16 protein-coding genes are annotated in these 26984 nt (G+C 54.6%); 10 read left to right on the top strand and 6 right to left on the bottom strand.

What is annotated here, in order from left to right; all coding sequences use genetic code 11:
• Window positions 1-88 precede the first annotated feature (88 nt).
• From ABD920_RS03220 to nudC, 10 genes are all read left to right on the top strand, one after another.
• Window positions 89-3094: a PA14 domain-containing protein gene (locus ABD920_RS03220; protein ID WP_345156731.1), complete on the top strand. Its 3006-nt coding sequence runs from the start codon at window positions 89-91 to the stop codon at window positions 3092-3094.
• A gap of 316 nt (window positions 3095-3410) precedes the next feature.
• On the top strand, window positions 3411-5060 hold the full coding sequence (locus tag ABD920_RS03215; RefSeq protein ID WP_345156730.1) for a DUF6377 domain-containing protein: 1650 nt from the start codon (window positions 3411-3413) through the stop codon (window positions 5058-5060).
• A gap of 805 nt (window positions 5061-5865) precedes the next feature.
• The gene (locus ABD920_RS03210) at window positions 5866-9024 is read left to right on the top strand and encodes a SusC/RagA family TonB-linked outer membrane protein (RefSeq protein ID WP_345156728.1); all 3159 of its coding nucleotides are present in this window, start codon (window positions 5866-5868) and stop codon (window positions 9022-9024) included.
• Between the two features lie 52 nt (window positions 9025-9076).
• The gene (locus ABD920_RS03205) at window positions 9077-10609 is read left to right on the top strand and encodes a RagB/SusD family nutrient uptake outer membrane protein (RefSeq protein WP_345156727.1); all 1533 of its coding nucleotides are present in this window, start codon (window positions 9077-9079) and stop codon (window positions 10607-10609) included.
• Window positions 10610-10733: 124 nt separating this feature from the next.
• Window positions 10734-14066, top strand: coding sequence for a VCBS repeat-containing protein (locus tag ABD920_RS03200; protein WP_345156725.1), 3333 nt, complete (start codon window positions 10734-10736; stop codon window positions 14064-14066).
• Between the two features lie 57 nt (window positions 14067-14123).
• Window positions 14124-17597, top strand: coding sequence for a VCBS repeat-containing protein (locus ABD920_RS03195; protein ID WP_345156723.1), 3474 nt, complete (start codon window positions 14124-14126; stop codon window positions 17595-17597).
• A 49-nt stretch (window positions 17598-17646) separates the two neighbouring features.
• On the top strand, window positions 17647-19014 hold the full coding sequence (locus ABD920_RS03190; protein WP_345156722.1) for a vanadium-dependent haloperoxidase: 1368 nt from the start codon (window positions 17647-17649) through the stop codon (window positions 19012-19014).
• 215 nt (window positions 19015-19229) lie between these two features.
• Entirely contained in the window at window positions 19230-21272 is a 2043-nt protein-coding gene (locus tag ABD920_RS03185) for a kojibiose hydrolase (RefSeq protein ID WP_345156720.1), read from the top strand.
• A gap of 291 nt (window positions 21273-21563) precedes the next feature.
• Complete coding sequence (locus ABD920_RS03180) at window positions 21564-22067, top strand: cupin domain-containing protein (RefSeq protein WP_345156719.1); 504 nt, start codon at window positions 21564-21566, stop codon at window positions 22065-22067.
• A 131-nt stretch (window positions 22068-22198) separates the two neighbouring features.
• A complete protein-coding gene (gene nudC, locus ABD920_RS03175; RefSeq protein ID WP_345156718.1) occupies window positions 22199-23134 on the top strand; it encodes an NAD(+) diphosphatase in 936 nt (311 codons plus the stop codon).
• A gap of 147 nt (window positions 23135-23281) precedes the next feature.
• Here nudC and ABD920_RS03170 read toward each other — a convergent pair whose 3' ends face one another.
• From ABD920_RS03170 to ABD920_RS03145, 6 genes are all read right to left on the bottom strand, one after another.
• On the bottom strand, window positions 23282-23698 hold the full coding sequence (locus ABD920_RS03170; RefSeq protein WP_345156716.1) for a c-type cytochrome: 417 nt from the start codon (window positions 23696-23698) through the stop codon (window positions 23282-23284).
• Window positions 23685-24377 carry an SCO family protein gene (locus tag ABD920_RS03165; RefSeq protein WP_345156715.1) on the bottom strand — a complete coding sequence of 231 codons (693 nt, stop codon included), beginning with the start codon at window positions 24375-24377 and terminating at the stop codon, window positions 23685-23687. Before ABD920_RS03165 ends, ABD920_RS03170 begins: the two co-directional genes overlap by 14 nt.
• Window positions 24361-24789 (bottom strand): hypothetical protein, encoded by a 429-nt coding sequence (locus tag ABD920_RS03160; protein WP_345156714.1) that lies wholly within the window; start codon window positions 24787-24789, stop codon window positions 24361-24363. Before ABD920_RS03160 ends, ABD920_RS03165 begins: the two co-directional genes overlap by 17 nt.
• 382 nt (window positions 24790-25171) lie before the next feature.
• Complete coding sequence (locus tag ABD920_RS03155) at window positions 25172-25540, bottom strand: hypothetical protein (protein ID WP_345156712.1); 369 nt, start codon at window positions 25538-25540, stop codon at window positions 25172-25174.
• 408 nt (window positions 25541-25948) lie between these two features.
• Window positions 25949-26374 (bottom strand): DUF2267 domain-containing protein, encoded by a 426-nt coding sequence (locus tag ABD920_RS03150; RefSeq protein WP_345156711.1) that lies wholly within the window; start codon window positions 26372-26374, stop codon window positions 25949-25951.
• 145 nt (window positions 26375-26519) lie between these two features.
• On the bottom strand, window positions 26520-26849 hold the full coding sequence (locus ABD920_RS03145; RefSeq protein WP_345156710.1) for a DMT family protein: 330 nt from the start codon (window positions 26847-26849) through the stop codon (window positions 26520-26522).
• Window positions 26850-26984: the final 135 nt, after the last annotated feature.

The following is a 26984-nucleotide window of genomic DNA, read 5'->3' as shown; positions in this document are numbered from 1 at the left end:
TAAAGTGTCCATGGCCCTGTCACCCTGATTATGAATCCCGAATAGAAAAATTGTGAACGTGAGCATAAATAGATTAACCAGAAATAAAATGAAGTTAAAAACCGGATTGTTTGTTTCAGCGTGCGCGTTGCTGCTCGGAACAGGAGCATGTAACGAGGTGTCGCACCTTGGCGGTAACCAGCAGCAGGTAGAGCGACCACGGGAGGCCTGGGTGGTGCGGTCCGTCCTGGACCAGAAGCCCAGGATGCTGAGCATAGCGCTGAACGACAGCCTGTGGGTTGCCTACAGCACCGAGACAGCGGCGCTCTATAAGGCATGGGCCGGCGGCATCAACTTCGACGGGCCGGTGTACACTGCTGCGCATGGCCCGCAGCCTACCACAAAGGGCGTTACCTATATGCAGCAAGAAGACGGGATTCCCTGGCGCATTGTGGTGAATGGCAAGGAAACCACCCCGGAAGTAGTTTACAAGGGGCATACCATTCAGAACAACAAAGTGGCGCTTTCCTATGAGTTGGTGAGCGGGGGGCAAAGCATCAAGGTAACGGAAAAGCCTGAGTTTATCCCCGCAAAGGGGAGCCAGGTTGGGTTTGAGCGGGTGTTCGAAACATCGGGCGTTCCGTCCGGGGCACAGGTTGTGCTCCTGGTGCAACTGAACTCGCTGCCCGCAGAAACAGCTTATGAGACAAACGGAGAGTTCGTGCCGGTGGAAAAAAATGTAGAAGAGCTGGAGGGACGAAAATACCATGCCCTGCGCGGGCGCCTGGCCTTGAACAGCAACGAGGAGACAAGCCTTTCGGTGCAGCTAGCTCCAAAACCCGCTGCCGTGGCGGCCGGGGAGCAGCTGTCCGGCGAAGAGGCGGTTTTTGCCCTGATGGCGAAGAGCGACTGCAACACCTGCCATAACAAGGACGTGAAAACCGTGGGCCCAGCCTATATGGCCATCGCGGAACGCTATGAGAACAAGGAGGAGAACAAGACGAAGCTGGTTAACAAAATCATAACCGGTGGTGCCGGAAGCTGGGGCGATATCCCGATGACGCCGCACCCCGACCTGCCCAAAGAAGACGCGGAGCTGATGGTTTCCTATGTGCTGTCGCTGGATGCGGAGCAGGAGAAAGAGGAGACGGCCAGTAAGCTGATGCCGAAGCCCGAATACGACATCACATTCAGTGAAGTGAGCCCGGCGCCGGGAAACACGGCAGCAGAGAAACCAGGCATTGCCCTGAATGTGTACCAGTTCGGGGATGTGATCAGCGATTTCCCGGAGATCAACGAGGAAATGCTGCCCGTCTTCTCCGGCTCGGTTAACGCACTGCATGCCGGCGACAAAGACTTCGGAGAGTTGAAAGACAACTTCGTGTTGCACGCCACTGGTTTCATCACGCTGAAGAAGACCACCAACATCGTCTTCCGGCTGGTCAGCGATGATGGGGCGCGGCTGTTCATTGACGATAAGCTGGTGGTGGACAACGGCGGCAACCATGCGCTGGAGCCGAAAGACGGCGAGATTATCCTGAAGGCAGGCAAACACCCTTTCAAAGTGGAGTACTTCCAGGCAGGGGCAGGCAAAGGCCTTTCGCTGCAGTGGATGCCTCATGGTGCGGAAGCGTTCGCGGTGGTGCCGCCGGAAGTGTTCACCTTCAACAGCGCGGCTATCAAAAAGACACAGACCGCACCCATTGCCGCCAATAAGAAACTCACCCCCGGAGACGCTGCGCCATTAGAGGCGGTGCACCCAAGCTTTACGCTGGCACAGGCCCGCCCAGACAGTTTCCATCCGAAAGTGGGCGGCATGGACTTCCTGTCAGACGGCCGGATGGTGGTCAGCACCTGGGACTCCTTGGGGTCCGTCTTCATCCTGGACGGTGTGCAGGGAGCCAAGCCGTCGGATATCAAAGTGAAGCGGATTGCCTTCGGGCTGGCCGAGCCTTTGGGGCTGAAGGTAGTGGACGACGAGATCTACGTGCTCCAGAAGCAGGAACTGACCAAGCTCGTGGACCTGGATAACGATGATGTCATTGATGAATACCAAACCGTGTGCAACGGCTGGAAAGTGTCGGCTAACTTCCATGAGTTTGCGTTTGGGCTGGTCTATAAAGACGGTTATTTCTACGGCACCCTGGCAACCGCCATCAACCCGGGTGGGGCGAGCACGCAGCCGCAGATCCCGGACCGCGGCAAAGTGGTGAAGATCTCTAAAAAAGACGGCTCTTATGCGTTGATCGCCAGCGGCCTGCGCACCCCGAACGGCATTGGCTTTGGCGTGGACAACGAGATTTTTATAGCCGATAACCAGGGCGACTGGCTCCCGGCGAGCAAAATCATCCACCTGCAGGAAAATGCCTGGTACGGGTCACGCTCCGTGGATTTTGAAGGGACGGCCGGCAAGACAGAAACCCTGCCGGTCGTGTGGCTGCCGCAGGACGAGATCGGAAACTCACCGAGCCAGCCGGTAAAAATTAACGTGGGGCCCTACAAAAACCAGATGCTGCACGGCGAGGTTACCCATGGCGGCATCAAACGGGTGTTCGCCGAAAAAGTGAATGGCGCTTACCAGGGGGTGGTATTCAGGTTTACGCAGGGCCTGGAAGCAGGCGTGAACCGCCTCGCGTGGGGACCAGACAACGCACTGTATATAGGCGGCGTAGGCTCCACCGGAAACTGGCAGCATTACGGGAAGCTGGGTTACGGGCTGCAAAAGCTGACGTATAACGACAAGGTGGCGTTTGAGATGCTGGCTGTGCGGGCAAAGCCGACGGGCATTGAGATCGAGTTTACGGAGCCGCTGAAGGCGGGAGTGGGCACCAAGGCCTCGGACTATACTATCAAACAGTGGTGGTATAAGCCTACAGCCGAGTACGGCGGGCCCAAACTGGACGAGACAGATTTGGATATCCGCAAGATCACGCTTTCAGCAGACCGAAAGAAAGCATTTCTGGAGCTGGGTGGCATGAAGCCCCGGCATATGGTATATATCAGGCTGAACAACAAAACGTTCACGAGCAGCACGGGGCAAAACCTGTGGTCCACGGAGGCCTGGTACACGATGAACAATATTCCGACTGCCTCTGGCCCAACGGCAAAAAAATAAAGGGCTGGTTCCTGGTAATCTATCGTAAATATTTATTTCCTCCCAAAGGGGCTGTTCCGACTTTCGGGCCAGCCCCTTTTTTATATAGGCCAGCTCCTTTGGTATATATGAGAGGCGGTACCGGTGGCTGCAGGCATACAGGGGCTACATAGCAGGCTTTGTCTACCCGGGCAGAGCTGCTGTTTTTACAGCTGCTGTGCGTTTTCAACAGTGATAACACAGGTCTTCGTACTGACAGGGGCGTGGGCTAAACTTTGAGAAAAGCGTAAGTAGCGGTATATTGTAGGGCTTAACGTGCCCTACTCACCAAACCGATATGATTTCAAAGGGAATTTTGTTTATCTTCCTTTTTCTGCTTTACTCCTCAACAGCCTTTTCCTCCGCCCAAACGGATAGTCTGCTCAACGAACTCAGTCAAACAATCGAGAACAGCGAGATCTATATTGGGGAAAAGCAGGAGCGGATCGAACGGCTTCAGCAAGTACTACAGGCAGAGGACCTCTCCCTGCTGGAACAGTTTAACCTCTACAACGAACTATATACAGAATACCGGTCTTTCCAGTACGACTCGGCTTTTACCTACGCGCTCAAACTCCAGGATACGGCCCGCAAACTCGGTGACCCCGCCAGAATCACCCACGCCCGGCTGAACCTGAGCTTTATCCTGCTCTCGTCCGGCATGTTCAAAGAGGCCTTTAGCACCCTGGACTCCGTGAAGCTGGCGAACATGCCCGACAGCATAAAGATCGACTACTATGCCCAGCGGGCGCGGGGGTATTATGACCTGGCCAGTTACAACCAGGACAAGCATTTCTCCAGCCGGTATATAAAACAGGGAGGGAAGTATACCGACTCAGCCATAGCCCTGGCGGATACGAACAGTTTGAGATTTTATACTTTAAGAGGCGGCAAATTCGAGAGTAACGGGGACTATGAGAAAGTGAAGGCCGATTTTCAGCTTGTGCTGGATAAGTTTAACCCCACCTACCACCAGTATGCCATGGCGGCGTACTCGCTGGGCAACGCTTACAGGGCAACCGGGGACACCGATAAGGCGATAGAGATGATGGCCAGAGCGGCCATAGCGGATATCAGGTCTTCAACCAAGGAGGCTATCGCACTGATGAATCTGGCGGAGCTGTTGTATAACAACGGGGAAGAGGCAAGGGCCTACTCCTATATAAAGCAGGCGCTGGCGGACGCGGATTTTTACGGTTCGCGGCTGCGCAAGATCCAGGTAGCCGCCATACTCCCGATTATAGAAGGGGAGCGGCTGGCAACGGTAGAGAGCCAGAGGACCCGCCTGGTGATATATGCGGTGGCCGTCTCGCTGTTGTCGTTGCTGGTGGTTGTGTTTGCATTCATCATTTTTAAGCAGCTAAAACAGCTGCGGCAGGCTAAAAAGATTGTGACGGAGGCAAACTCCAGCCTGCAGGAGGCGAACGACAAACTGAAGCAGATGAATGAAAGGCTTCAGGAGACAAATGCAGAACTCCTGGAGGCCAACAAGATCAAGGAAGAGTACATCGGCTACTCCTTCAACATGTACTCGGAGTATCTCGACAAGATCGAGAAGCTTAAAAGAGCCGTCGACAGGCGGGTGATGGCAAAAAAGTATGATGACATTGGCCATGTGATGGAGACCATAAACCTGAAGAAAGAGCGGGAGGCGCTTTACCTCAGCTTTGACAAGGTTTTCCTGAAGCTCTTTCCCAATTTTGTGTCCGCTTTCAATTCCTTTTTCAGGGAAGAGGACAGGTTTGTTTTAAAAGACAACCAGTCGCTGTGCATCGAGCTGAGGATTTTCGCGCTCATCCGCATTGGCATCAACGACCATGAGCAAATCGCAAGTATCCTGGAGTATTCCGTCAGGACCATCTATAACTACAAGACGAAGGTCAAAAACAAATCCATCCTTTCAAACGAGGAGTTTGAGCGAAAGGTGATGGAGATCAAAGCCTTCTGAACCGTTTCATTCCTGGTTGAAGTGAAGAGGAGAGGTGGCCGTCTTTCCGAGAGCAAACCAGAGTCGGTAACAGTCCAGCCCATGCCCAGCCATCGCTGAATTCAGGGAAAAGTGAGGTGATGGATGCCTTCATTTTAAAGTTGCTCTGATTGTTTTTTTAGGTTGGATGGCATATGGATCGGCGCTGAAACCAGTGGTATAACATCGGGAACTACTCTCCAAAAATACACCCCATCTCCACGCATTGGAAGCCTTTTATAGGTTACCAGGCAGTTACTTTTTACAAATAAATAAAATTCATAACATACTTATAACAAGGTTGTTATGAGAGAGGTGAGTAGTTACTATTTACCTTTTATATTAAACAATTGATATTGCTGATAGAAGGGGCTTAATTTGCGTATTATCATTCGTAAGTATGGCTGGTTTGTGCTTATCCTGCTTCTTTTACGGCATAATGCGAGTAAGCACAGGAATGGGTTAATGAGCAATAAGTAAGTGCTCATTCAATCCTTGCCATAGAATTGTATATACTGAAAATCTTTTGCATATTTAGCGAGTTATTGCTGGGTAGTGCGGATAGTTGGAGAAACAAGCGTAACGGAAAATGCAAGTGCGGCAGTGGCAGACACCCCCACTTTATGGCGAAGCCACTATCTCCCCTCCTCCGACACCTGCCGATGCCTTGCTGATAATATGTAATATCTTACAGAATCAACAATTACTAAAGTACAGGTCAGTTAAAAAAGGCCTGCTTTCATTTTTTGCTCCGGAAACTAAAGTTTCACCATCTTAAGACCAATGTATGAAAAAAGATTACACTACATCTCAGGTGCATCCCAAACGCACCCAGGCAGGTAGTCCATCACAAAAGAGAAGGCTCGCTATTTTTTTAGCGGCTCTGTGCCTGACGCAAGGGGCAGCAGAGGCTTCCACGCTGGCTGGCTACAACATGAACCGGCTGTCCATCCTGCAGGCAACGGAAGTGAGGGGCAAGGTAGTTGGCGATGATGGCGTAGGAGTGCCCGGGGCCACTGTTGTGGTAAAGGGCACCAGCGTGGGCACCGCCACGGATGCCGAGGGTAACTTCGTGCTGAACGTGCCAAGCGGCAGCGGAACCCTCGTGGTTTCTTTTATCGGTTTCAAAACCCAGGAAGTTCCTATTAATAACCGCTCGTCGGTGAACGTGACCCTTTCAACCGATGCGCAGGCACTGGAGGAAGTGGTGGTAACGGGATACGGAACTCAGAAAAAAGCTGACGTAACCGGTGCGACCGCTACCGTGAATTCAAAAGACCTTAACGCAGGGGTGATCAACAACCCGATGCAGGCCGTGCAGGGTAAAGTGGCCGGACTTAACGTAGTTTCCGGCGGCGGCGACCCGACAAGCAATCGCCCTGTTATCCGCCTGAGAGGAACTTCTTCGCTGAGCGCCAACAGTGAGCCGCTGATCGTGATCGACGGGGTGGCAGGCGCTTCCCTCAGTACCGTTGCCCCGGAGGACATCGCCTCCATGGATATCCTGAAAGACGCTTCTTCTGCTGCCATATATGGTTCCAGGGGGTCCAATGGCGTTATCATCATCACCACCAAGCGTGGCCAGGCCGGCAAAACCACCGTGGAGCTGAGCAGCTATGTTGGCTTGGAAGAGGTGTCTAATACGCTTCCTTTCCTTTCTCCGGACGAATATGTTTCAAAACTGGGCGAGATGGGCCTTGATCCTTCGGCCTATGACTTTGGCGCCCGCACGGACTGGTTCGACGAGATCACCCGCAAGGCTGTCAGTCAGAACTACAACGTGGCCGTTTCCGGCGGCACAGATAAGTTTAGCTACCGCGGGTCGGTGGTATACCTCGACCAGCCTGGTATCGCTTTGAACTCGGGCTTCGACCGTCTGAACGCCCGTCTGAACTTGTCGCAGAAGGCCTTAGACGATAAGCTGGAGGTACAGCTTTTGTTATCGCAGCAGGTGAGCAACAAAAACTTCGTGGATTACTTCTCCTTCCTGACGGCAGGCAGGCTGAACCCTACTTTCCCTGTTCTGAACGATGACGGTACTTACCTGCAGCCAGGGGTAGCCGGCTTTGACCAGTTTAACGGACGAGGTATTCCAGGTGGCTTTGAAATTGAAAACCCTGTAGCCAGGATGGAGCAGCTCACCAACGAGGCCCGCGAGAAACAGACATTGGCAAACCTGAAGGTTTACCTGATGCCTGTGGAAGGCCTGCGACTGGGAGTTAACTCCTCTATCAACAACTTTAACAGCCTGTATGGCTTTTTCAGGCCAAGCACCTTCAAGGCGAGCAGCAACAACACCTCCTATGCCACCCGCAATCAGCGGGAGGTAATTGATTACCTGACGGAACTGACGGCACAGTATGAGGGAGAGGCCGGTGACCATAACTACTCCGTGTTGGGTGGTTATACTTACCAGAAGCTTTCAAACGAAGGGCTTAGCGCCGGCAACAGCCGCTTCCCAAATGTGTTCGGCTATAACAACCTGAGTGCTGGTAACGCCAATATCGATGACACCAACTCAACTAACAGAGAAGTAGGCTCCTATAAGTCAGAAGCCATCCTGATCGGCTTCATCGGGCGCATCAACTACTCTTATAAAGACAAGTACCTGCTGACCTCCAACATCCGGCGCGACGGTTCTTCCCGTTTCGGTGAGAACAACCAGTGGGGTTGGTTCCCGTCAGTTTCAGTTGGCTGGCGCATTACGCAGGAAGAGTTTATGCGTGACGTTACCTTCGTGGATGACCTGAAGCTGCGTGTCGGATATGGGGTGACCGGTAACCAGGAGGGAATTGCGGACTACGCCTCCCGGCTGTTATTCGGGCCAAGCGGCTCCTATTTCACAAGCGGCGGCTTCCAGACAGCTTACAATTACAGTCAGAACTCCAACCCGGACCTGAAGTGGGAAACCTCTGCGATGACGAACATTGGTTTAGACTTCTCTTTCCTGGGTGGCCGCCTCAACGGTTCCCTGGAGTTTTACAACAAAGACACCGAAGACCTGCTGTTTGATTACCCGATCTCGATCGGTACGAAGTACGGCTCAAGCCAGTTAACTGCCGTAACTAACAGCATCCTGGCAAACGTGGGTGAGATCAACAACAAAGGAGTTGAGTTGGCCCTGGATTATGTTGTGCTGGACAATACTGATTTCCAGTGGAGCACAAACGTGAACCTGGCCCATAACAAAAACAAAATCGTTTCGCTGAGCTCCGGCATCTTTGAATACGATCCTTCCACACCCCGCACGTATGGTGGGTTCGGAAGCGGGCAGGGAGGTATCGCCCAGCCTGTGGTACTGCAGGAAGGTTACCCGATTGGCCAGTTTTACGGGCCGGTATTCGAAGGCTTTAGCACCGATGGTGACGGCAACCCCTCCTATGAGTTCCAGGACGTGGACGGCAACGGCGTGATCGAGCCTTTCGGAGGTGACCGTACGTACCTGGGGGATGCAAACCCTGACCTGACCTTTGGCTGGGGCAACGATTTTACCTACAAGAACTTCAACCTGAACTTCCTGTTCAGGGGAGCGGTAGGGCACCAGATCGTGAACGGGCCTTATATCTACTCGGCCAACCCGAACCGGTTCCCAAGCAACAACGTGATTGAGGACGCTTTTGAGACAGGCATACCGGATGGTTTATCACCTGCTTTCTCCAGCCTGTGGGTAGAGGATGCTGATTTTGTACGCCTGGATAACTGGCGCTTGTCTTACAGATTACCGTCTTTCTGGAAGTATCTGAGCAACGCCCAGGTGTATATCGCCGGAAACAACACCTTCGTGATCACAGGGTACCGTGGCATTGACCCGGAGCCAAGGCTGGGTGCGACGCGTGACATATATGGCGGCTCCGACATCGCAGTGAATCTTTCACCGGGTATAGAGCCTGTTACTTTTTACCCAAGAACACGCTCTTTCTCACTCGGACTTTCTTTGACCCTGTAGGATCGTAACCCATAGCATGTTTCGGAATCAAATAGAGAAATCGAATTTACTTATGAAAAAATATAAATATAAAAAAGTGTTGGTCGCCGCCTCTGTAGCAAGTTTGCTGCTGGGTGGGCAGGCCTGTACCGACCTGGACGCTGAGGTGTTTGACAGGGCAGAAGCCAGTAAATTCCCTGCGAATGAGGAGGAGCTTTTGTCCACGGTAGGTTCTACCTACGGGCAGCTGCGCGGCTTCCTGGACCCTGTGCTTGTTTTAAATGAAGCCACTACTGACGAACTGGTCGTGCCAACCCGAGGGCCGGACTGGTACGACAACGGATCGTGGCAGCAGATGGCTGAGCACGAATGGTCGCCGGTATCACCCGGGCAGATCAACGGCTCCTGGGAGTGGGCCTACCGCGTAATTGCCGGTGCAAACATTAACCTGGCGGCGCTGGAGGCGAGCGAGCTGGAGGTAGAAGGTAAAGAAACGGTCGTAGCCGAGCTGCGAATGCTGCGTGCTTTCGCCTACTTCTGGCTGATGGACATGTTTGGCAATGTGCCGCTCCTTACGGAAGACACTCCCGCCGGTAACCCACCTCAGAACACACGGCAGGAAGTATATGCTTTCGTTGAACAGGAAATTACAGAGGCGCTGCCGAACCTGAAAGATGAAATCGGGGTAATTGCTTACAGCCGCTTCACCAAGGGGGCTGCCAACGCGCTACTTGCTAAGCTTTACCTGAACGCCGAAGTGTACACAGGCACACCGCAATGGGAAAAGGCACTGGAGGCGGCGAACGCTGTCATCAATTCAGAGGCTGGCTATGAACTTAACCCGGAGTATTTGGAAAACTTTGCGGTTAACAACGGCAGCAACACCGACACCTACAAGGAGAATATCTTTGCCATCCCGTATGATAAAGTGCTGGCCGGCGGTATGAACATGCACATGCGCACCCTGCACTATGCCCAGGGCGCAGCATATGGCCTGTCTTCAAACCCCTGGAACGGTTTTGCCACCAGGGCGGAGTTTTACAGCAAGTTCTCAGACGAGGATCAACGCAAAGCCATGTGGCTGGAAGGTCCGCAGCTGAATGCAGCGGGGGAAGTGATCACTTTTGTGGATGCAGTGGATGGTGAGTTGAAGGATCTTGTCTTCACACCACAAATTAACTCATTGGAGAAGGCCTTCGGTAACGAGGGGGTGCGTAACGTGAAGTATGAGGTGCAGCGCAATAACACCCGCAATGACCAGGACAATGACCTGGTGGTGTTTCGCTTTGCCGATGTGCTGTTGATGAAGGCCGAGGCCCTTGTCCGACTGGGTAGGGCAGGAGAGGCCGTGGAGATTGTGAACCTGGTACGCGAACGTGCCGGTGTTGACCCGATCGCTACGGTGACCCTGGAATCGCTTTTAGAAGAGCGCGGCAGAGAACTGGCCTGGGAAGGATGGCGCAGAAACGACCTGATCCGGTTTGGAAAGTACACGGGCAGTACCTGGCAGTTTAAAACAAACACACAGCCCTTCCGTCAGCTGTTCCCGATCCCGTCGCAGCAGATTTCCAGCAACCCGAACCTGAAACAAAACCCGGGTTATTAATCACTTAGTGAACTAATATCTTCTGATTCTTTTTATCAAGAAAGCAAGTTGTAAAACTTGCTTTCTTTCTTTAGCTTGGAAGCTGCTAACGGCTTCCTCATACCAAACTTAGGCCGATTACAAAATGGCGTATAAGTACAAACATCCCATAGCGCTCGCCCTTCTCATTCTCTCTTCCTTCGCCTGCAGCAAAAAGACAACCAAGGAACAGGACACACTCTTTGAGGAGCTTTCCGCATCCCGCACCAACGTCGGTTTCATCAATAAGGTGGAGAGCTCGGAGGAGATGAACATCTTTAACTACCGCAATTTCTACAACGGCGGTGGCGTGGCGATAGGGGATATAAACAACGATGGCCTGGCAGATATATACCTCACGGCAAACACCGGCAAGAACCACCTGTACCTGAACAAGGGAGGGATGCAGTTCGAGGATATAACGGAGCAGGCGGGCGTTGGCGGCAATCAGGCCTGGAGCACGGGTGTGACCATGGCCGACGTGAATGCCGACGGCTTCCTCGATATATATGTCTGCAACGCCGGCGAAGTGAACGGCGACAACCGCAAAAACGAACTTTTTATCAACAACGGCACCCCCGGAAAAGGCGCGCCAGCTTTTACGGAACAAGCCACTGCCTATGGCCTCGACGACGAGGGTTATTCCACGCACGCCACCTTCTTCGACTATGACCGGGACGGCGACCTGGACGTGTACCTGCTCAACAACAGCTCGTACCCCGTAGGCAGCCTGGGCTTTACGAATCTCCGCGAGCGGCGCGACGAACTCGGCGGCGACAAACTGCTGCGCAACGACAACGGCAAGTTCAAGGATGTAAGCGAAGCCGCCGGTATATATGGCAGCCTCATCGGCTTCGGCCTGGGCATCACGATTGGGGATGTGAACAACGACAACTGGCCCGATATCTTTATCTCGAATGATTTCTATGAGCGGGATTATCTATATATAAATAATCAAAACGGCACGTTTAGCGAAGACAGCAAAGCCTGGATGCCGCACGAAAGCCTGTCTTCGATGGGCGCTGACATTGCCGACCTCAACAACGACGGCAATCAGGACATCTTCGTGACCGATATGCTGCCCGGCGACGACACCCGGTTGAAGAAGACCTCGATGTACGAAAACCACGACTTACAGCAGCTCAAGCTCTCCCGCGATTTCCATTACCAGTACATGCAGAACATGCTGCACCTCAACAACGGCGACAGCACCTTCAGCGAGGTGGCCCGTCTTGCTGGCGTGCATGCCACCGACTGGAGCTGGGGGGCGCTTCTTTTTGACATGGACAACGACGGCCTGAAGGACATCTTCGTGGCCAACGGCATCTACCAGGATTTGACGGACCAGGACTTTGTGAACTTCCTGGGCAACGAAGAGACGATGCAGAAGGCGGTGGAAGGCGGCGGCTACGATTACAACAAGAAACTGATCGCCAAGATGACCTCCACGCCGATCCCCAACTACGCGTTTAGGAACACAGGCAACCTGAAGTTCGTGAACCAGGCGGACGCATGGGGCCTGGGCAAACCCGGCTTCTCCAACGGTGCCGCCTACGGCGACCTCGACAACGACGGCGACCTGGACCTGGTGGTGAACAACGTCAACATGCCCGTTTCGATTTATAAAAACAAAACCTCTGAAACGCTGGGCAATCACTTCCTGCGTGTGAAGCTGCAGGGCACAGGCCAGAATCTGAACGGCATTGGCGCCAAGGTATATGTCTACCAGCCACGGAAAACGGTGTACCTGCAGCAGATGCCGAACCGCGGCTTCGAGTCGTCTGTGGACCTGACCCTGGTGTTCGGTTTGGGCAAGGAGGCCGCGATCGACTCTGTGAAAGTGATTTGGCCGGACGACAAGATGCAGGTGCTGCGCACCGTGAAGCCAGACCAGGACATGACGCTGAGCTATCAGCAGGCCGACCAGTTGTATATACCGGAGGTGGTAAAACCTGTTACCCCCTTTTATGACGCGACCCGGGCGGTGAAACTCGACTATACCCACCAGGAAAGCAATTTCGTGGACTACAACCGCGACGCCCTGCTCAAGCAGATGTTCTCGACCCCGGGGCCGGCAATGGCCGTGGGCGACTTGACAGGCGACGGGCTGGAGGATGTGTATATAGGCGGGGCTTCCGACAGTGCCAAAAAGCTATATATACAGCAGAAGGACGGTACTTTCAGCGAAAGCGCCACCCGTGCCTTTGACGCGGACGCTGCTTCGGAGGATGTTGCCTCCGTGTTTTTTGATGCCGATAAAGACGGCGACCTGGACCTGATCGTCGTGACCGGCAGCAACGAGTTTGACGCCAGCGCGCCGCAACTTCTCGACCGGCTCTATCTAAACGACGGCAACGGAAACCTGCAGAAAGAGGCCCTGCTGCCCAACATTACGACCAATGCCTCGTGCGTGGCCGCCGAAGACTTTGACCAGGACGGCGACCTGGACCTGTTCATCGGGGGGCGCATGGTGTCGGGGGGCTACGGTTATGATGCAGCCAGCTATTTATATATAAATGACGGCACCGGTAATTTTAAAAACTACACCAAGCGCTACCTGCCGAAGAATGAATTGGGTATGATCACGGGTGCGGCCTGGGCTGATCTGAACGGGGACAAGTTCCCCGAGCTGGTGGTGGTGGGAGACTGGATGCCGGTCACGATCTACACCAACAAAGGAGGCCGCAGCCTAAGCGAGAAATACGAGGTGCCCAATTCATCGGGCTGGTGGAACACCATCAAGGCGGCGGATACGGACGGTGATGGGGATATGGATTTTGTGCTGGGTAACCTGGGCCGCAACAGCCGGCTGACGGCCAGCGAGAGCAAGCCGGTGGAGCTGTATGTGCACGATTTTGAAAATAACGGGACGGTAGAGCAGATCATCAACTGCTACACCGAGGACGGCAAAGCCTACCCCATGGTGCTGAAGCAGGACCTCCAGAAGCAGGTGCCGAGCATCAAGAAGAAGTTCGTGAAATTCAACGACTACGCCGGCAAGCAGATCCACGAGATACTGCCGGAGGAGGAGCTGAAGGCGGCGGTGGTGAAGCAGGTCAACAACCCGAATTCGTCCCTGCTGCTCAACAACGGCAGCATGCGATTTACGCTGGAGGCGCTGCCGGTAGAGGCGCAGTTCTCCCCGGTGCATGGCATCGAAACGCTGGATTATAACCAGGACGGACACCTGGATATCCTGCTGGCCGGTAATTTCTTCGACGTGCTGCCCGAGATCGGCCGCTATGACGCCAACTACGGGCTGTTGCTGGAAGGCAAAGGAAGAGGAAAGTTTGAGGTGAAGCCCCCGAAAGAAACCGGTTTTTTCACCAAGGGGCAGGTCCGGAAGATGCAGCAGGTGACAGGGGCCAACGGGCAGACGTATCTCCTGCTGGCCAAGAACAACGACAAGCTGCAGGTGTTCGGTCTCCGGAAGAAGTAAATATCATAAGCCGGAAGAAGGCTTGCAGTACGCATACAATATTTTGATTAGCCACTTATGCAATACCCGATTACCCCATTCACAAAACAGGGCACCAGCCGAAAGCCGGCCATGAGCGCCTTTTTTTGCGCCTTCGCCACCCTGGTGTTTCTCGCCGGTTGCCAGAAAAAGCCTGCTGTGCCGGAGAATGCTCTCTTTGAGCCTGTTGATTCCACGCAAACCAACATCAGCTTTACGAACCAGTTGCAGGATACGGACAAACTGAACATCCTGAGCTACCTGTACTTCTACAACGGGGCCGGTGTGGCCGCCGGCGACCTCAACAACGATGGGCAGACGGATCTCTATTTCGTTTCGAATCAGGGAAAAAACAAGCTTTATCTGAACAAGGGAAACCTGAAGTTCGATGATGTGTCTGAGCAAGCCGGGGTGGAAGGCTACTCCGACTGGCAGACCGGCGTGAGCCTGGCCGATGTGAACGGCGACGGCTGGTTGGATATATATGTCTGCGCGGTGGGGGACTACAAAGGCCTGGAAGGGGCGAACGAGCTATATATAAACAACGGCGCGGACGCCAGCGGGCAGGTGAGCTTCACTGAAATGGCCGCTGACTACGGGCTGGATTTCACCGGTTTCTCCACCCAGGCCTCTTTCTTCGACTATGACCGGGACGGTGACCTGGATATCTACCTGCTGAACCACGCCGTGCACACCTCCCGCAGTTATGACCGCGTGAACGCGCGCAACCTCCGCAACAACGAGGCGGGCGATGTCCTCTTCGAAAACCAATTGGTTTCAAAGGAAGGGAATGCGCCGCAGGGGCAGGTGGTGAAGTTCAGGGATGTGAGCGGGAAAGCGGGCATATATGGCGCGGCGATGGGCTATGGGCTCGGCGTGGTGGTGTCGGACCTGAACAACGATGGCTGGGACGACATCTACGTCTCCAATGATTTTCATGAGGACGACTACTACTATATAAACAACGGCAACGGCACCTTCACGGAGAGCGTGAAAGAACACTTCCGGCACCTGAGCAGGTTCTCAATGGGCTGCGACGCGGCGGACATGAACAACGACGGGTATCCGGATGTGATGACGCTGGACATGTACCCCGAGGACGAGGTAGTGGAGAAGACCTCCATGGGCGAGGATCCCTTCGATATCTTCCTGTATAAGCTGCAGTTCGGGTACTTCAACCAGTACAGCCGCAATTGCCTGCAGCTGAGCCACTCGGGCCAGAAGTTCTCCGACATAGGCCTTATGGCGGGCGTGGCGGCGACCGACTGGAGCTGGAGCACCCTGCTCGCCGACTACGACAACGACGGCATCAAGGACATCTTTATCACCAACGGCATCGTGCGGCGACCGAACAACATGGACTACATTAAGTTCGCCTCTTCGGACTCGATGCTGCACGCCCCCCAGATCTCGAAGGCCCTGGACCAGAAAGCCGTGGCCATGATGCCGGACGGAAAAGTGCACAACTACCTCTACAAAGGCACGGATAGCCTGCGGTTTGATGACAAATCGCAGAGCTGGGGCTTTGCCGCCCCCACCATGTCCAACGGGGCGGTATACGCTGACCTGGACAACGACGGCGACCTGGAGCTGATCACAAACAACATCAACCAGCCGGCCGGCATCTATCGGAACAAAGGCGGGCAGCTGCTCGGCAACAATTACCTGAAAGTAAAGCTGAAGGGCCAGAATCCCAATGCCTTCGGCTACGGGGCGAAGGTGCTGCTGAAGAGCAAGGGAAAGGTGCAGGTGCAACAGCTGATGCCCACGCGGGGCTTTATGTCGTCGGTGGAGCCTGTGTTGAACTTCGGCCTGGGCAAGCTAAGCAGCGTTGACACACTGGTGGTGATATGGGGAAACCAGCAGGTGGAGGTGAAGACAAATATCAAGGCAAACACCACCCTCGTACTGGAAGAAGACGCAGCACAACTCCCGTCCTCGCACTACTACAGCCTGTTCCAAACACCAGCTCCCCTTTTCGAAGAGGTGACGGAAACGTTCCAGGTAAACTACAGGCACCAGGAGAACAACTACCTCGACTTCTACCGTGAGAGCCTGATCCCTTTCCAGACATCCACCGAAGGGCCTAAAATAGCAGTGGGGGATGTGAACGGCGACGGGCTTGACGACTTTTATATAGGGGGAGCCAAATGGCAGGCCGGGGCACTCTACCTGCAGCAGCCGGGCGGGAAGTTTGAAGCCACGAACCAAGCGCTCTTCCAGGCGGACTCGACCTATGAGGATGTGGACGCCGTTTTCTTCGACGCGAACAACGACAAGTTCCCGGATTTATATGTGGTGAGCGGGGGGAACGAGTTTTATGGCAAAATGCCGGAGCAGTTCGACCGCCTGTACCTGAACGACGGCAAGGGCAACTTCAGCCGGAGCAACACCCTGCCCGCGATGTACGACAACAAGAGCTGCGTGCGCCCCTATGACTTCGACAGCGACGGCGACCTGGACCTGTTTGTCGGTGGCCGGGTGCTGGGCTACCAGTACGGCAACTCCCCGGATTCTTACCTGCTGGTGAACGATGGCAAAGGCCGCTTCTCTGACCGGACGGACGCACTGGCGCCCGGGCTTCGCAAGGCCGGTATGGTAACCGACGGCGTGTGGGCGGATTATGATAACGATGGCGCGACGGACCTGATCGTGGCGGGCGACTGGATGGCGCTGACTGTTTACAGGAACAAGGGAAACAGGTTCGAGAAAGTAACCGGTGCAAACGGCCTGAACGAGGCAAGGGGCTTCTGGCAAACAGTGAAAGCGGCGGACTTCGACAAGGACGGGGATATGGATTTTGTGGCAGGCAACCTTGGCACCAACACCAAATTCAGGAAGCGGGATGGTGGCGCCTTGCGGATGTATGTGAAGGACATGGACGGCAACGAAAGCCTGGACCATATACTGGCATACAGCCAGCAAAACAACTGGTACCCGGTGGCCACCAAGGACGAGTTAGGAAAGCAGCTCCCACTCATCAATAAACGATTCACCGACTACCAAGGCTACGCTGGAAAAGCAGTGGAGGATATTTTCGGGAAAGACGAACTGAAGGACGCCCGCCTGCTGGAAGTGAATACTTTTGAGTCTGTTTACTGGGAGAACACGGGCAACGGGCAGTTTAAGAAGCACGCATTGCCCCGCGAGGCGCAGGTTTCCAAGATGTTCGCTTTCCAGGTGGCAGATGTGAACCAGGATGGGAATATGGATGTCATAGCAGGAGGGAATTTATATGGGGTGAGCACTTACCAGGGCAGGTACGACAGCAGCTACGGAGTGCTGCTGCAGGGGAATGGCAAAGGCGGCTTCGCGGCCAGGGGCCTGGCCGATTCCGGGCTTGTGATGGAGGGCGAGGTGCGGGATATAAAAACGCTGCGCACCGCTGACGGGGAACTGCTGCTGGTGGCCCGCAACAACGAGCCCCTGCAGGTGTTTAAGAAAAGAGATAAGGCTACTCCCCCGGCACAGCTTGCGGCGCGGGACATGAAGCCGGCCTCCGCCAAAAAATAATTCCGGGTTTGTGAAATTATATATCATTTTTAAAGAATATAGCTCGAACGTGAAGAAGCAACAGATACTTACCGCCATTCTTTTTATCATATTAGGAGCGTTAAGCGGCTGCGCGCAAAAGGATATTGACTACTCAAAGGCGGCCGCTGACCCTGCTTTTCTGCGCCAGTCAGTGGACAAGCTGACGGAGGTGATCACGCACGATATCTTTTCGCCGCCGGTGGCCAGCCGAATCTATGCTTACCCTCAGATAGCGGCCTACGAGGTGCTGTTGCACGACTACCCGGAGTACCGGTCGCTGGCGGGGCAGCTCACCGATTTTAAGGGCATTCCGCAGCCCGCGCCAGACTCAGTTTACTGTTTTCCGCTGGCCAGTCTGAACGCCTTCCTGACCGTGAGCCGCAGCTTCACCTTTTCCTCGGAAATGTTTGATGGCTACGAAGCGCAGCTATATGAAAAATACCGGGCAATAGGTGTGCCGGAGGACGTTTTCGCCCGCTCCATCCGGTATGGGCAGACAGCCGCCAAAAGTATCATCGCATACGCCGCGGAAGACGGTTACAAACAGACCCGGGGCTTCCGCCATACCGTGTCGCAGGCACCGGGGCACTGGGTGCCCACCCCGCCTGCCTATATGGATGCCATCGAGCCGTTCTGGTTCAAGCTGCGCCCGTTCGTGATCGACTCCTGCAACCAGTTCGCCCCGGCCAAGCCCGCCCCGTACAGCACTGACAAAGAGAGCGATTTCTATAAAGAGGTGATGGAGGTGCATACCGTTACCTCCAACCTTTCGGAGGAGCAGGTGCAGATTGCCAGCTTCTGGGACTGCAACCCCTTTGTGATGCACACCACAGGCCATGTGATGTACGCCACCAAAAAGATAACGCCCGGGGGCCATTGGCTGGGCATTACCGGCATTGCCACCCGCCAGGCAAACGCCGACATGATGGAGACGCTGGAAGCGTACACGCGCGTGGCCGTATCGCTGGCAGACGGGTTTATCAGCTGCTGGGATGAGAAGTACCGCAGTGACAACATCCGCCCGGAAACAGCCATCAACACGCTGGTAGACGAGAAGTGGGTGCCGCTCCTGCAGACGCCCCCTTTCCCGGAGTACCCCAGCGGGCACAGCGTAATCTCCAACGCCGCCGCCGTGGTCCTCACCGACCTGTACGGTGACTCCTTTTCGTATGTCGACTCTACAGAAGTAGCGTACGGGCTGCCGGCAAGGTCCTTCACCTCCTTTTCGCAGGCTGCCGGCGAAGCGGCCATCAGCAGGCTCTACGGGGGGATCCACTTTATGCCAGCCATAGTAAACGGTGCGGAAGAGGGCAAGCAGGTGGGGAGCTATATCGTGTCGAAGCTCAACACGCGCAAGCGCACCGGGGAAGGGGCAGCTGTGGCTGTAATGGAATAGGCCAGGGAAGGCAGACTATAAGAGGCCGCAGCTGGTTTCACAACAGCCATGGTTTGTTGCGTGCTGCGCCGGGCACAGGCGCCTTTTTCAGTTTGCCCGGCTGTTCCCATCATTTCTGCCGTTGCCTCTACAATTTACCGCTCATTTACCGGGAGCCTATATATGCGATAGATAGCTCCTGGTGCTCATTCAAGGAAATCCTATAACGCCCATACATGATAAAAATTTACTGTTTCCTGCTGATGTTCAGTGCTATCCTGTTTCCTGTTGCCGTATCTGCACAGTCCGTTGATCCGTGGGTGGTGAAGGCCGACAAGATCGACCCTGCCAACTATTATGGCGTGACAGTCGCCAACGGCATGATCGGGGTGGTTTCCTCTCCCGAGCCTTTTAAAGTGAAGGACGTGGTGCTGGCAGGTGCCTACGACCAGTACGGTCGTGGCCGAGTGAGCAACTTCCTGCGCAGTTTCAACCTGCTCAACATGAACCTGGATATAAACGGCCGGCGCATCGACGGCAGGAGCGCAACAAACATGCGGCAGGAACTGGACATGCGGGAGGCAAAATTCACCACCTCCTTCGACTATGGCGACGAAGCCACCGTCAGCTACACCTATTATGCGCTCCGGCATCTTCCGTTTACCGTCCTGATGAACATCACCATTACCGCGAAGAAGGATGTGAACCTTTCGGCCAGCAGCGTGATGGAAGCACCGGACGCCCTGCGCGACGTGCAGAACTACTACAATGAGATCGACCGCCCACACGTGGTACTCAGCCTGCTCACCTCCTCCGCTAAAAGCCCGACGGGCAAACTGTTGATGGCGGCCAGCAACACGTTCCTTTTTCAGGAGCCGCACGGGCAGGAGCCCCGCGTGATCCATGAGATGTGGGACAACAACATGCACCTCATGAAGTTCGGGAAGCAGCTGAAGGCCGGCGAATCCTATACCTTTTCTGTGGCAGGCTCCTCCATCACCTCCGCGCACCACGACGACCCCCTGAACGAAGCCGAGCGCCTGACCATATATGCCCGCCTAGAGGGACGGGACCGCCTGCTCCAGTTTCATCAGAAAGCATGGGATGCCATATGGCAAAGCGATATAAAAATAGAAGGCGATCCGCAGTCGCAGCAGGATGTGCACAGCATGCTGTACCACCTGTATTCCTTTGTGCGGGAGAATACAGCCCTTTCGCCATCGCCCATGGGATTGAGCGGGCTGGGGTACAACGGCCACGTGTTCTGGGACACGGAGATCTGGATGTACCCGGCGCTGCTGGTCATGCACCCCGAAATGGCCAAAAGCCTGGTGGAGTACCGTTTCCAGCGACTGGAGGCTGCCAAACGCAATGCCTTCTCCAAAGGATTCAAGGGCGCCATGTACCCGTGGGAGAGTGCCGATACGGGCGTAGAGGAAACCCCGGTCTGGGCGTTGAGCGGCCCGTTTGAGCACCATATTACCGCTGACGTGGCGATTGCCGCCTGGAACTACTACCTGGTGACGCAGGACAAGCAGTGGCTGCGCGAGAAGGGGTGGCCGATGCTGAAAGAGACCGCCGACTTCTGGGCGAGCCGCGTAGAGCGCAACGGCCCCGGCAGGTACGACATCAAAAACGTGGTAGCGGCGGACGAGTGGGCCGAGAACGTGGACAACAACGCATTTACCAACGCCGCCGCTAAAGCAAACCTGCAGTACGCGACACAGGCGGCTAAAATACTGGGTGTGCCTGCTGACAAAGACTGGATGCAGGTGGCCGACAACATCCCTATCCTGAAACTGGAGAACGGCGTGACGAAGGAGCACGCCACCTACAAAGGGGAAGGCATCAAGCAGGCGGATGTGAATCTGCTGGCCTATCCGTTGAAAGAAGTCACTGCTCCGGAGCAGATCCGGAAAGACCTGGAGTATTACGAGACACGCGTGCCGGACGAGGGCACACCGGCGATGACGCAGGGCGTCTTCGCTTTATTATATGCGCGCCTCGGAAACGCAGATAAAGCCTACCATTGGTTCAAAGAGGCGTATGAGCCCAATCTCAACCCGCCGTTCCGGGTGATCGCCGAGACCAAGGGAGGCACCAACCCCTATTTTGCCACTGGGGCAGGGGGCGTGCTACAGGCTGTGATCATGGGGTTTGGAGGTGTAGAGATTACCCCAAACGGCATCAAGCAGGTGAAATCGGTACTGCCGAAAAGCTGGAAAAGCCTTACGATTACGGGGGTGGGGCCAGACAAAAAAACCTTTACGGTTAAGTGACCCTGATGCGGCAGCGATTTTGCTTTAAAGAAGTCTGCTGCACGCTTTTGCAGTGTTCCCGGCAACGGACGTTGAAAGTTGAGGCTCTGCTTTCCTGAAGCAGGCGCTTGTCCGCAGGGAGGGAGAGGGGCGGGGTGGTAAGGCAGCCGCATTCGAGGTGCGGCGCTCAAAAATTTGAACCTGTTGTGCAGAAGACCGCAAATACTTTTACTTTTACACCTCAATCGCAGGGTGGAGTGTGCTGAGGACATTCACCCTGTTTTGCAAGTAAACGAAACACGATAACACATCATGCCGAACGAAAACGACAAGCAGCAGCTTTTTAAGGAAATAGAGCAACAACTAAGTGCACAGGGCTTCAACATCGACAAGCAGGACCAGACCAGGCCTTGGGGCGGGTTTTTTGTGATCGATGAAAACCAGGCGCAGAAATTCGCCGACACTTATTTTGAGGGCATGTCCGTTGACAAACTGAAGATAGCAGGCAAGCTAAGCCCGAAGATACTGGTGGTGGCCCCGGAAAAGCGGCTGTCGTGGCAGTACCACCACCGCCGCGCCGAGATCTGGAGAGTAGTAAGCGGCAAGGTAGGCGTCGTGACCAGCGACACTGACGAAGAAGGGGAACTGAGATCCTATGCGCCCGGCGAGGTCATCACCCTGAAGCAAGGCGAGCGCCACCGCCTGGTGGGGCTGCAGGAGTGGGGCGTGCTAGCCGAGATATGGCAGCACACTGATGCAGAGAACCCATCGAACGAAGATGACATTGTGCGCGTGCAGGATGATTTCGGTCGCTAAGCTGTAGCCTAACTTCCGCTTTTGAAACTATATAAAAGAGCCATTCTGTAACCCAGGCTGGCTCTTTTGTTTGTAATGTGTCGCATCTTCCTATTCCTATATATACGAAGACCAAACCACCACACCCAACGATGAACTTCTTTTCGCACAACCCCCTGAACCGTTTCTCAGAGCTGCGGCCTGACGCGGAGTATATACAGGCACTTTGGAGGCAGCAGGAGGCGCGGGTGCTGGTGGTGCACGAGACGCTCAGCCTGCTCCAGGAACTGGGGCCGGGTACGAAGGCGGCCAAGCTATATGGCCGGGAGGCAGAGCTGCTCGCCACACAGGCGGAGGTGCTGGTGTATCTCGGCTCGGAGGATGGCGTGCCGCATTTCGCTATTGGGCTGGAGGGGATGCAGGAACAGTTGCCGGGTATGCTGGGAGCGGGATATAGCCTTGCAGACCTCCGTGCGTCAGCGCCGGAACTGCCGGAGCCGGACGCTGCCTTGCTCGCTTACGCCCGGGGCATGGTGCACTGGAACCTGCGCCACCGGTTTTGCCCCAATTGCGGCAGCCCGACGCGCAGCACCCATGCGGGCCATGTGCGCGAGTGCACCAACACTGCCTGCAACGGCCACCATTTCCCGCGCACGGATACTGCCGTAATCGTGCTCATATCAGAAGGAGACGCCTGCCTGCTGGGACGGCAGGCCATATGGCCGAAAGGAATGTACGCCACCATCGCGGGCTTCCTGGAGCCCGGCGAGACGCTGGAGCAGGCGGTGGCGCGCGAGGCAAAAGAAGAGACAGGCGTGGAGCTTGAGACGATAACGTACCACTCCTCACAGCCCTGGCCATTCCCGAGCTCGATCATGGTCGGTTTCAGCGCTACGGCCAGCAACCGGATTATATACAGGGAGACGGACGAGCTGGAGGATGCCCGCTGGTTTTCCCGAAGCGAGCTGGCGTGTGGCCTGCAGGACGGTTCCCTGCGCCTTCCAACCGCTATTTCCATTTCCTACCGCCTTATCCGCGACTGGTTCAATGCGGACCCGGCGTATAAACTGGAGGAGGTTCTAAGGTAGCCGAGGGGAACAGGGCCAATTGGAATCAGGTAACGCGTATTGGGCACAGAGTTGCCAATTGCCTTACCAAATAAATTATAAGAGGGAAGTGCAGCATGGCGCACTGATGATACGCTGCGCGTTTTATCCTGTTAACCGGTCTCTTTTTCAATTATGGTGCGGCGGGCAGGGTTCTAAAAGCTGCTCCACCTCCTGCATGGTATAGCGCGGGTTGCTGTTGCCGAAGTTTGTCTGGATGTAATTGAGCAGGTTCGTGATTTCGTCGGTGCCGAGCTGCTCGGCACCCGGCATGGCCCTGTTGTATTCAATGCCGTTTACCACCATGGGCCCCTCAATGCCGTGCCGCGTCAGGCAGGGCAGCTGCTGGCGGTGCTGCTGCAGGTAGTCTGCCCCGGCAAGAGGCGGGATCAGGCTGCGGAGGCCGCTGCCGTCTTCCATGTGGCAGCTCTGGCAGTTTGCGGCGTACAGGCGCTGGCCCTCGTTCTGCTTGTCGGTGAAGCACTGTGTGAGGGTGGTGAGCAGCAGGAGGCCCAGCGCTGACGTGCGCCATCTATTTTTTCGCATGCCGTTTCTCGTTCAGCAGTAGCGGGATGTCCTGTATCAGCTGGTCGACAGACGCTTCTTTGGTGCCGTCGTACACTCCCCGTATCCGGCGCTGCCCGTCCACTAGCACAAAGTGGCCGCCGTGGGTAAAACCACCGCTTGCCGCATCGCCCTCTTCCTGCACGGCCACCAGGTATTTCATGGCGATATCGTAGATGCTGTCTTTCTCGCCGGTCAGGAAATGCCATTTTTCCGCCTTCACCCCAAGGCGCTCCGCATAGTCCTTCAATACGGCTACTGTGTCGTGCTGCGGGTCGATGGAGTGGGAGAGCAGCAGCAAATCCGGGTTGTCTTCAAACTTCTCGTACACGCGCAGCATCTGGCTTTTCATCTTCGGGCAGATGGAAGGGCAGGAGGTAAAGAAGAAGTCCGTCACGTATATTTTCCCCTCCACCGTTTGCTGCGTCACCTGCTGGCTGTCCTGGTCCACGAAAGCGAAATCCGGGATCTGGTGATAGAGGGTATCCACTACTGTTTTGCCGTTCAACTCGCGCTCCACCGCTTCGCGCTCGCCCAGTATGGGAAGGGTTTTGCCATTGGCCCCGCTTTCGGAGCAGCCGGAAGCCAGGCCTGCCGACAGAACAACTGCGGCGGCTATCACTCCTTTTCGGATGGCGAGGTATTTACTGTTGTTGCTCATATGTTTTATATGTTTTCTGGGCAGCCGCAATGGTACTGTCCATCACTACCTGTACCCGTTCAATTTTCTGTAACTCCTGCCGCAGGTACGTCATTGCCTGCTCATGCTGCAGGCTGTCGGGTGCCTTGTAGTTGTGCATCCAATCCATCATCACCTCATCCGCTCTGTTCAACCCTTCCAGCTCTTTCGACAGTGCCTGCAGGGTGGCGGAGTCGGTTTCGTGGGTGGCCAGGGTGTCGCGGAGCGTGCGCAGGTTGCGGCGGAGCTTAAAGATGTCGCCCATTCTGGCCATGGCGCTGTCATGCTTCGCCAGTACCGTGGCTTCCAGCTCCTGCTGCTCCGATGCACCTCCTTCGGTACAGCCCAGGAGTAACAGGAGTGGCAGTGCAAACAAGAGGAGTTTTCTTTTCATGGCATACTTCACTATAAAAGGAATGAGAGGTTGAAAAAGTTTAGAACAGCCGCTCAGCATTGAAATTTTTCATTCGGATTGTGGTTCAGAATACACAGTACGCCGGCTGCCTGTTTAAAAGAAGCTGGCTGGCCTGCGCAGTTGCCCTGGCAAAGCTATATGCTGCAAAGGTAGGTCCGGCTATCGGCAAGAGCAAATCTGTCTTGGTGCGTTGCCGCGCTGAAGGACAGAGGGATGCATTGGGCTGCCATATATAAAACATAAGCACTTAGGCTTCTATTGCCTGACGGCACGCTGTAGTTGTGGCTTGCGGCGCATAACGTCACAACACCGGGCACAGGTGCATTTTTAACACGGAAGGCTCTTTTGCGAAAGAGCTTGCTCAGGCTATGCCTTCCTCCTCCACGGGCAGGTGAAGCAAACGTGCCAGCGCCTGTACCGTATGCAGGGCTTGTTTTCGGTTTGTCAGGCTGATGCTGTAATCTGTGAGGGGCTTTTCGGATACCAATGTGATGGTATATATGGTGCTGGTGCTGCGGAAGGTGGGCGAAGTGCCGTTTGGGGTGTTCCAGGAACTGGTGCTATAGGAACTGAGACGTAGCTTCGTCAGGTCGGTCAGTGGTTTCCACTCGCCGGTCTTATATCCTAAAATAGAGGTGAATTCCCTTAGTCTTCCCGATTCAGCATCTACCTCCACGCCATGAAACGAGAACCGCAGGCATAGTCCGATCAGGAACGCAACTGTTCCCAACACCGTTGCTTTTAGGTTTGAAACCCCCTGTTCAGCGAAAGAGGGGCTTATCCACAAAAGCACGGAGATCCCCAGAAATAAAAGCCAGAAATTGCCCGCAAAACCAAACACGTAGGCAGTTCTGATTTCAAAGCTTCCATTCATATACCTGATAAGCAAAATTGGATTCGGAGTAGGAAATATAAAGATGGAGAATAATATAATCGCAATGATAAATATAATAAAATTAAGTATAATGAATTTATATATCTTTTTTAAGTATGGATTTGCCGGCAGCCTGATACGCGCAGCGGGGGTATATATAGGGCGGGTGATCATATGCACCCAAGGGGCGGCAAGGCACCGGTAACAGAAAAAATGCCCGGCGGAAGCCGGGCATTCTATGCGCGTGTCTTGTTTGTTTTCCGGTCAGGCAGGCACGGTGAATTCAGAATGCAGCGCCTGCGCTACCTGTTTGTATTGCCCTTCCGAAAGGTGCTTGCGCAGAAAGGCCATAACATCATGAAAGGCGTAGTAGGCGTGGTCCAGTGTCGGGAAGTCGGCTTCTCCGGCGCCTGAGTCCTTGCTGCGTATATACTCCAGCCACTCGTCCTCGTGGCGGATGCGCACCGGCTCGTGCACGGTAAAGCCGTCGTAGTAAATTCCCTTCCACAGAATAGGCAGCTGCGCTGCCAGGTGTACCGCCTCCCCGGTAGGGATGCGGTCGCGGATGGCGTGCAACACCGATCTGAATATTCTGGCTGCTTTCTGCTCATCCGATATGCCCAGGTAAGTGCAAAACTCATGAAGCCACGTTTTTGCGTCCCGTGCATAATTATCAAAATTCATTGCCATAAATTACCTCCGTTTTAAGCGTGAAACATATATAAAAGAAACGCGCACAGCCTTAGAGGGTTTAGGACGACGCTAATTTGGAAAGATAAGCGTTGCATAGCAGCAGATCGAAAACCAGCACCACCACCAAAGGCGGCGAAAGCTGTCACCACTTCTTGAATACAAAAAACACGGCTGCCAAGATCAGGAGGAACCCGACGAGGTAATTCCACTTCAGCTCCTCGCGCAGGTACAGCACCGAGAAGCCGATAAACACCACCAGCGTGATCACCTCCTGTTTTGTTTTGAGCTGAAACGCGCTGAACTGCCCGTGCCCGATCCGGTTGGCGGGTACCTGAAAGCAGTATTCGAAAAAAGCTATCAGCCAGCTGACCAGAATGACTTTCCAGAGCGAAACTTCTTTAAACCGCAGGTGGCCATACCAGGCAAACGTCATGAAAACATTGGAGATGAGCAGCAGGAGAACAGTTCGCATAGCACCGGAATTCAAAGCACAAATCTGCTGATTTTAGGCACAGTTAGTATTCCGTACCCGTATTTTTTCTATTTAGCCGCAGGGAGGCAGGAGTATCAGTTTTTTAACAATTTTGTGGCATGATTTCCGTTCTAT

It is taken from the genome of Pontibacter saemangeumensis (assembly GCF_039541895.1).
Taxonomy (GTDB): Bacteria; Bacteroidota; Bacteroidia; order Cytophagales; family Hymenobacteraceae; genus Pontibacter; species Pontibacter saemangeumensis.
This window is presented reverse-complemented; position numbering and strand designations above follow the sequence as displayed.

Bases quoted from the DNA above. Each gene is read 5' to 3' on its own strand.
- ABD920_RS03220 (WP_345156731.1), top strand. From the start codon at position 89: ATGAAGTTAAAAACCGGATTGTTTGTTTCAGCGTGCGCGTTGCTGCTC.
- ABD920_RS03215 (WP_345156730.1), top strand. From the start codon at position 3,411: ATGATTTCAAAGGGAATTTTGTTTATCTTCCTTTTTCTGCTTTACTCC.
- ABD920_RS03210 (WP_345156728.1), top strand. From the start codon at position 5,866: ATGAAAAAAGATTACACTACATCTCAGGTGCATCCCAAACGCACCCAG.
- ABD920_RS03205 (WP_345156727.1), top strand. From the start codon at position 9,077: ATGAAAAAATATAAATATAAAAAAGTGTTGGTCGCCGCCTCTGTAGCA.
- ABD920_RS03200 (WP_345156725.1), top strand. From the start codon at position 10,734: ATGGCGTATAAGTACAAACATCCCATAGCGCTCGCCCTTCTCATTCTC.
- ABD920_RS03195 (WP_345156723.1), top strand. From the start codon at position 14,124: ATGCAATACCCGATTACCCCATTCACAAAACAGGGCACCAGCCGAAAG.
- ABD920_RS03185 (WP_345156720.1), top strand. From the start codon at position 19,230: ATGATAAAAATTTACTGTTTCCTGCTGATGTTCAGTGCTATCCTGTTT.
- ABD920_RS03180 (WP_345156719.1), top strand. From the start codon at position 21,564: ATGCCGAACGAAAACGACAAGCAGCAGCTTTTTAAGGAAATAGAGCAA.
- nudC (WP_345156718.1), top strand. From the start codon at position 22,199: ATGAACTTCTTTTCGCACAACCCCCTGAACCGTTTCTCAGAGCTGCGG.
- ABD920_RS03170 (WP_345156716.1), bottom strand. From the start codon at position 23,698: ATGCGAAAAAATAGATGGCGCACGTCAGCGCTGGGCCTCCTGCTGCTC.
- ABD920_RS03165 (WP_345156715.1), bottom strand. From the start codon at position 24,377: ATGAGCAACAACAGTAAATACCTCGCCATCCGAAAAGGAGTGATAGCC.
- ABD920_RS03160 (WP_345156714.1), bottom strand. From the start codon at position 24,789: ATGAAAAGAAAACTCCTCTTGTTTGCACTGCCACTCCTGTTACTCCTG.
- ABD920_RS03150 (WP_345156711.1), bottom strand. From the start codon at position 26,374: ATGGCAATGAATTTTGATAATTATGCACGGGACGCAAAAACGTGGCTT.
- ABD920_RS03145 (WP_345156710.1), bottom strand. From the start codon at position 26,849: ATGCGAACTGTTCTCCTGCTGCTCATCTCCAATGTTTTCATGACGTTT.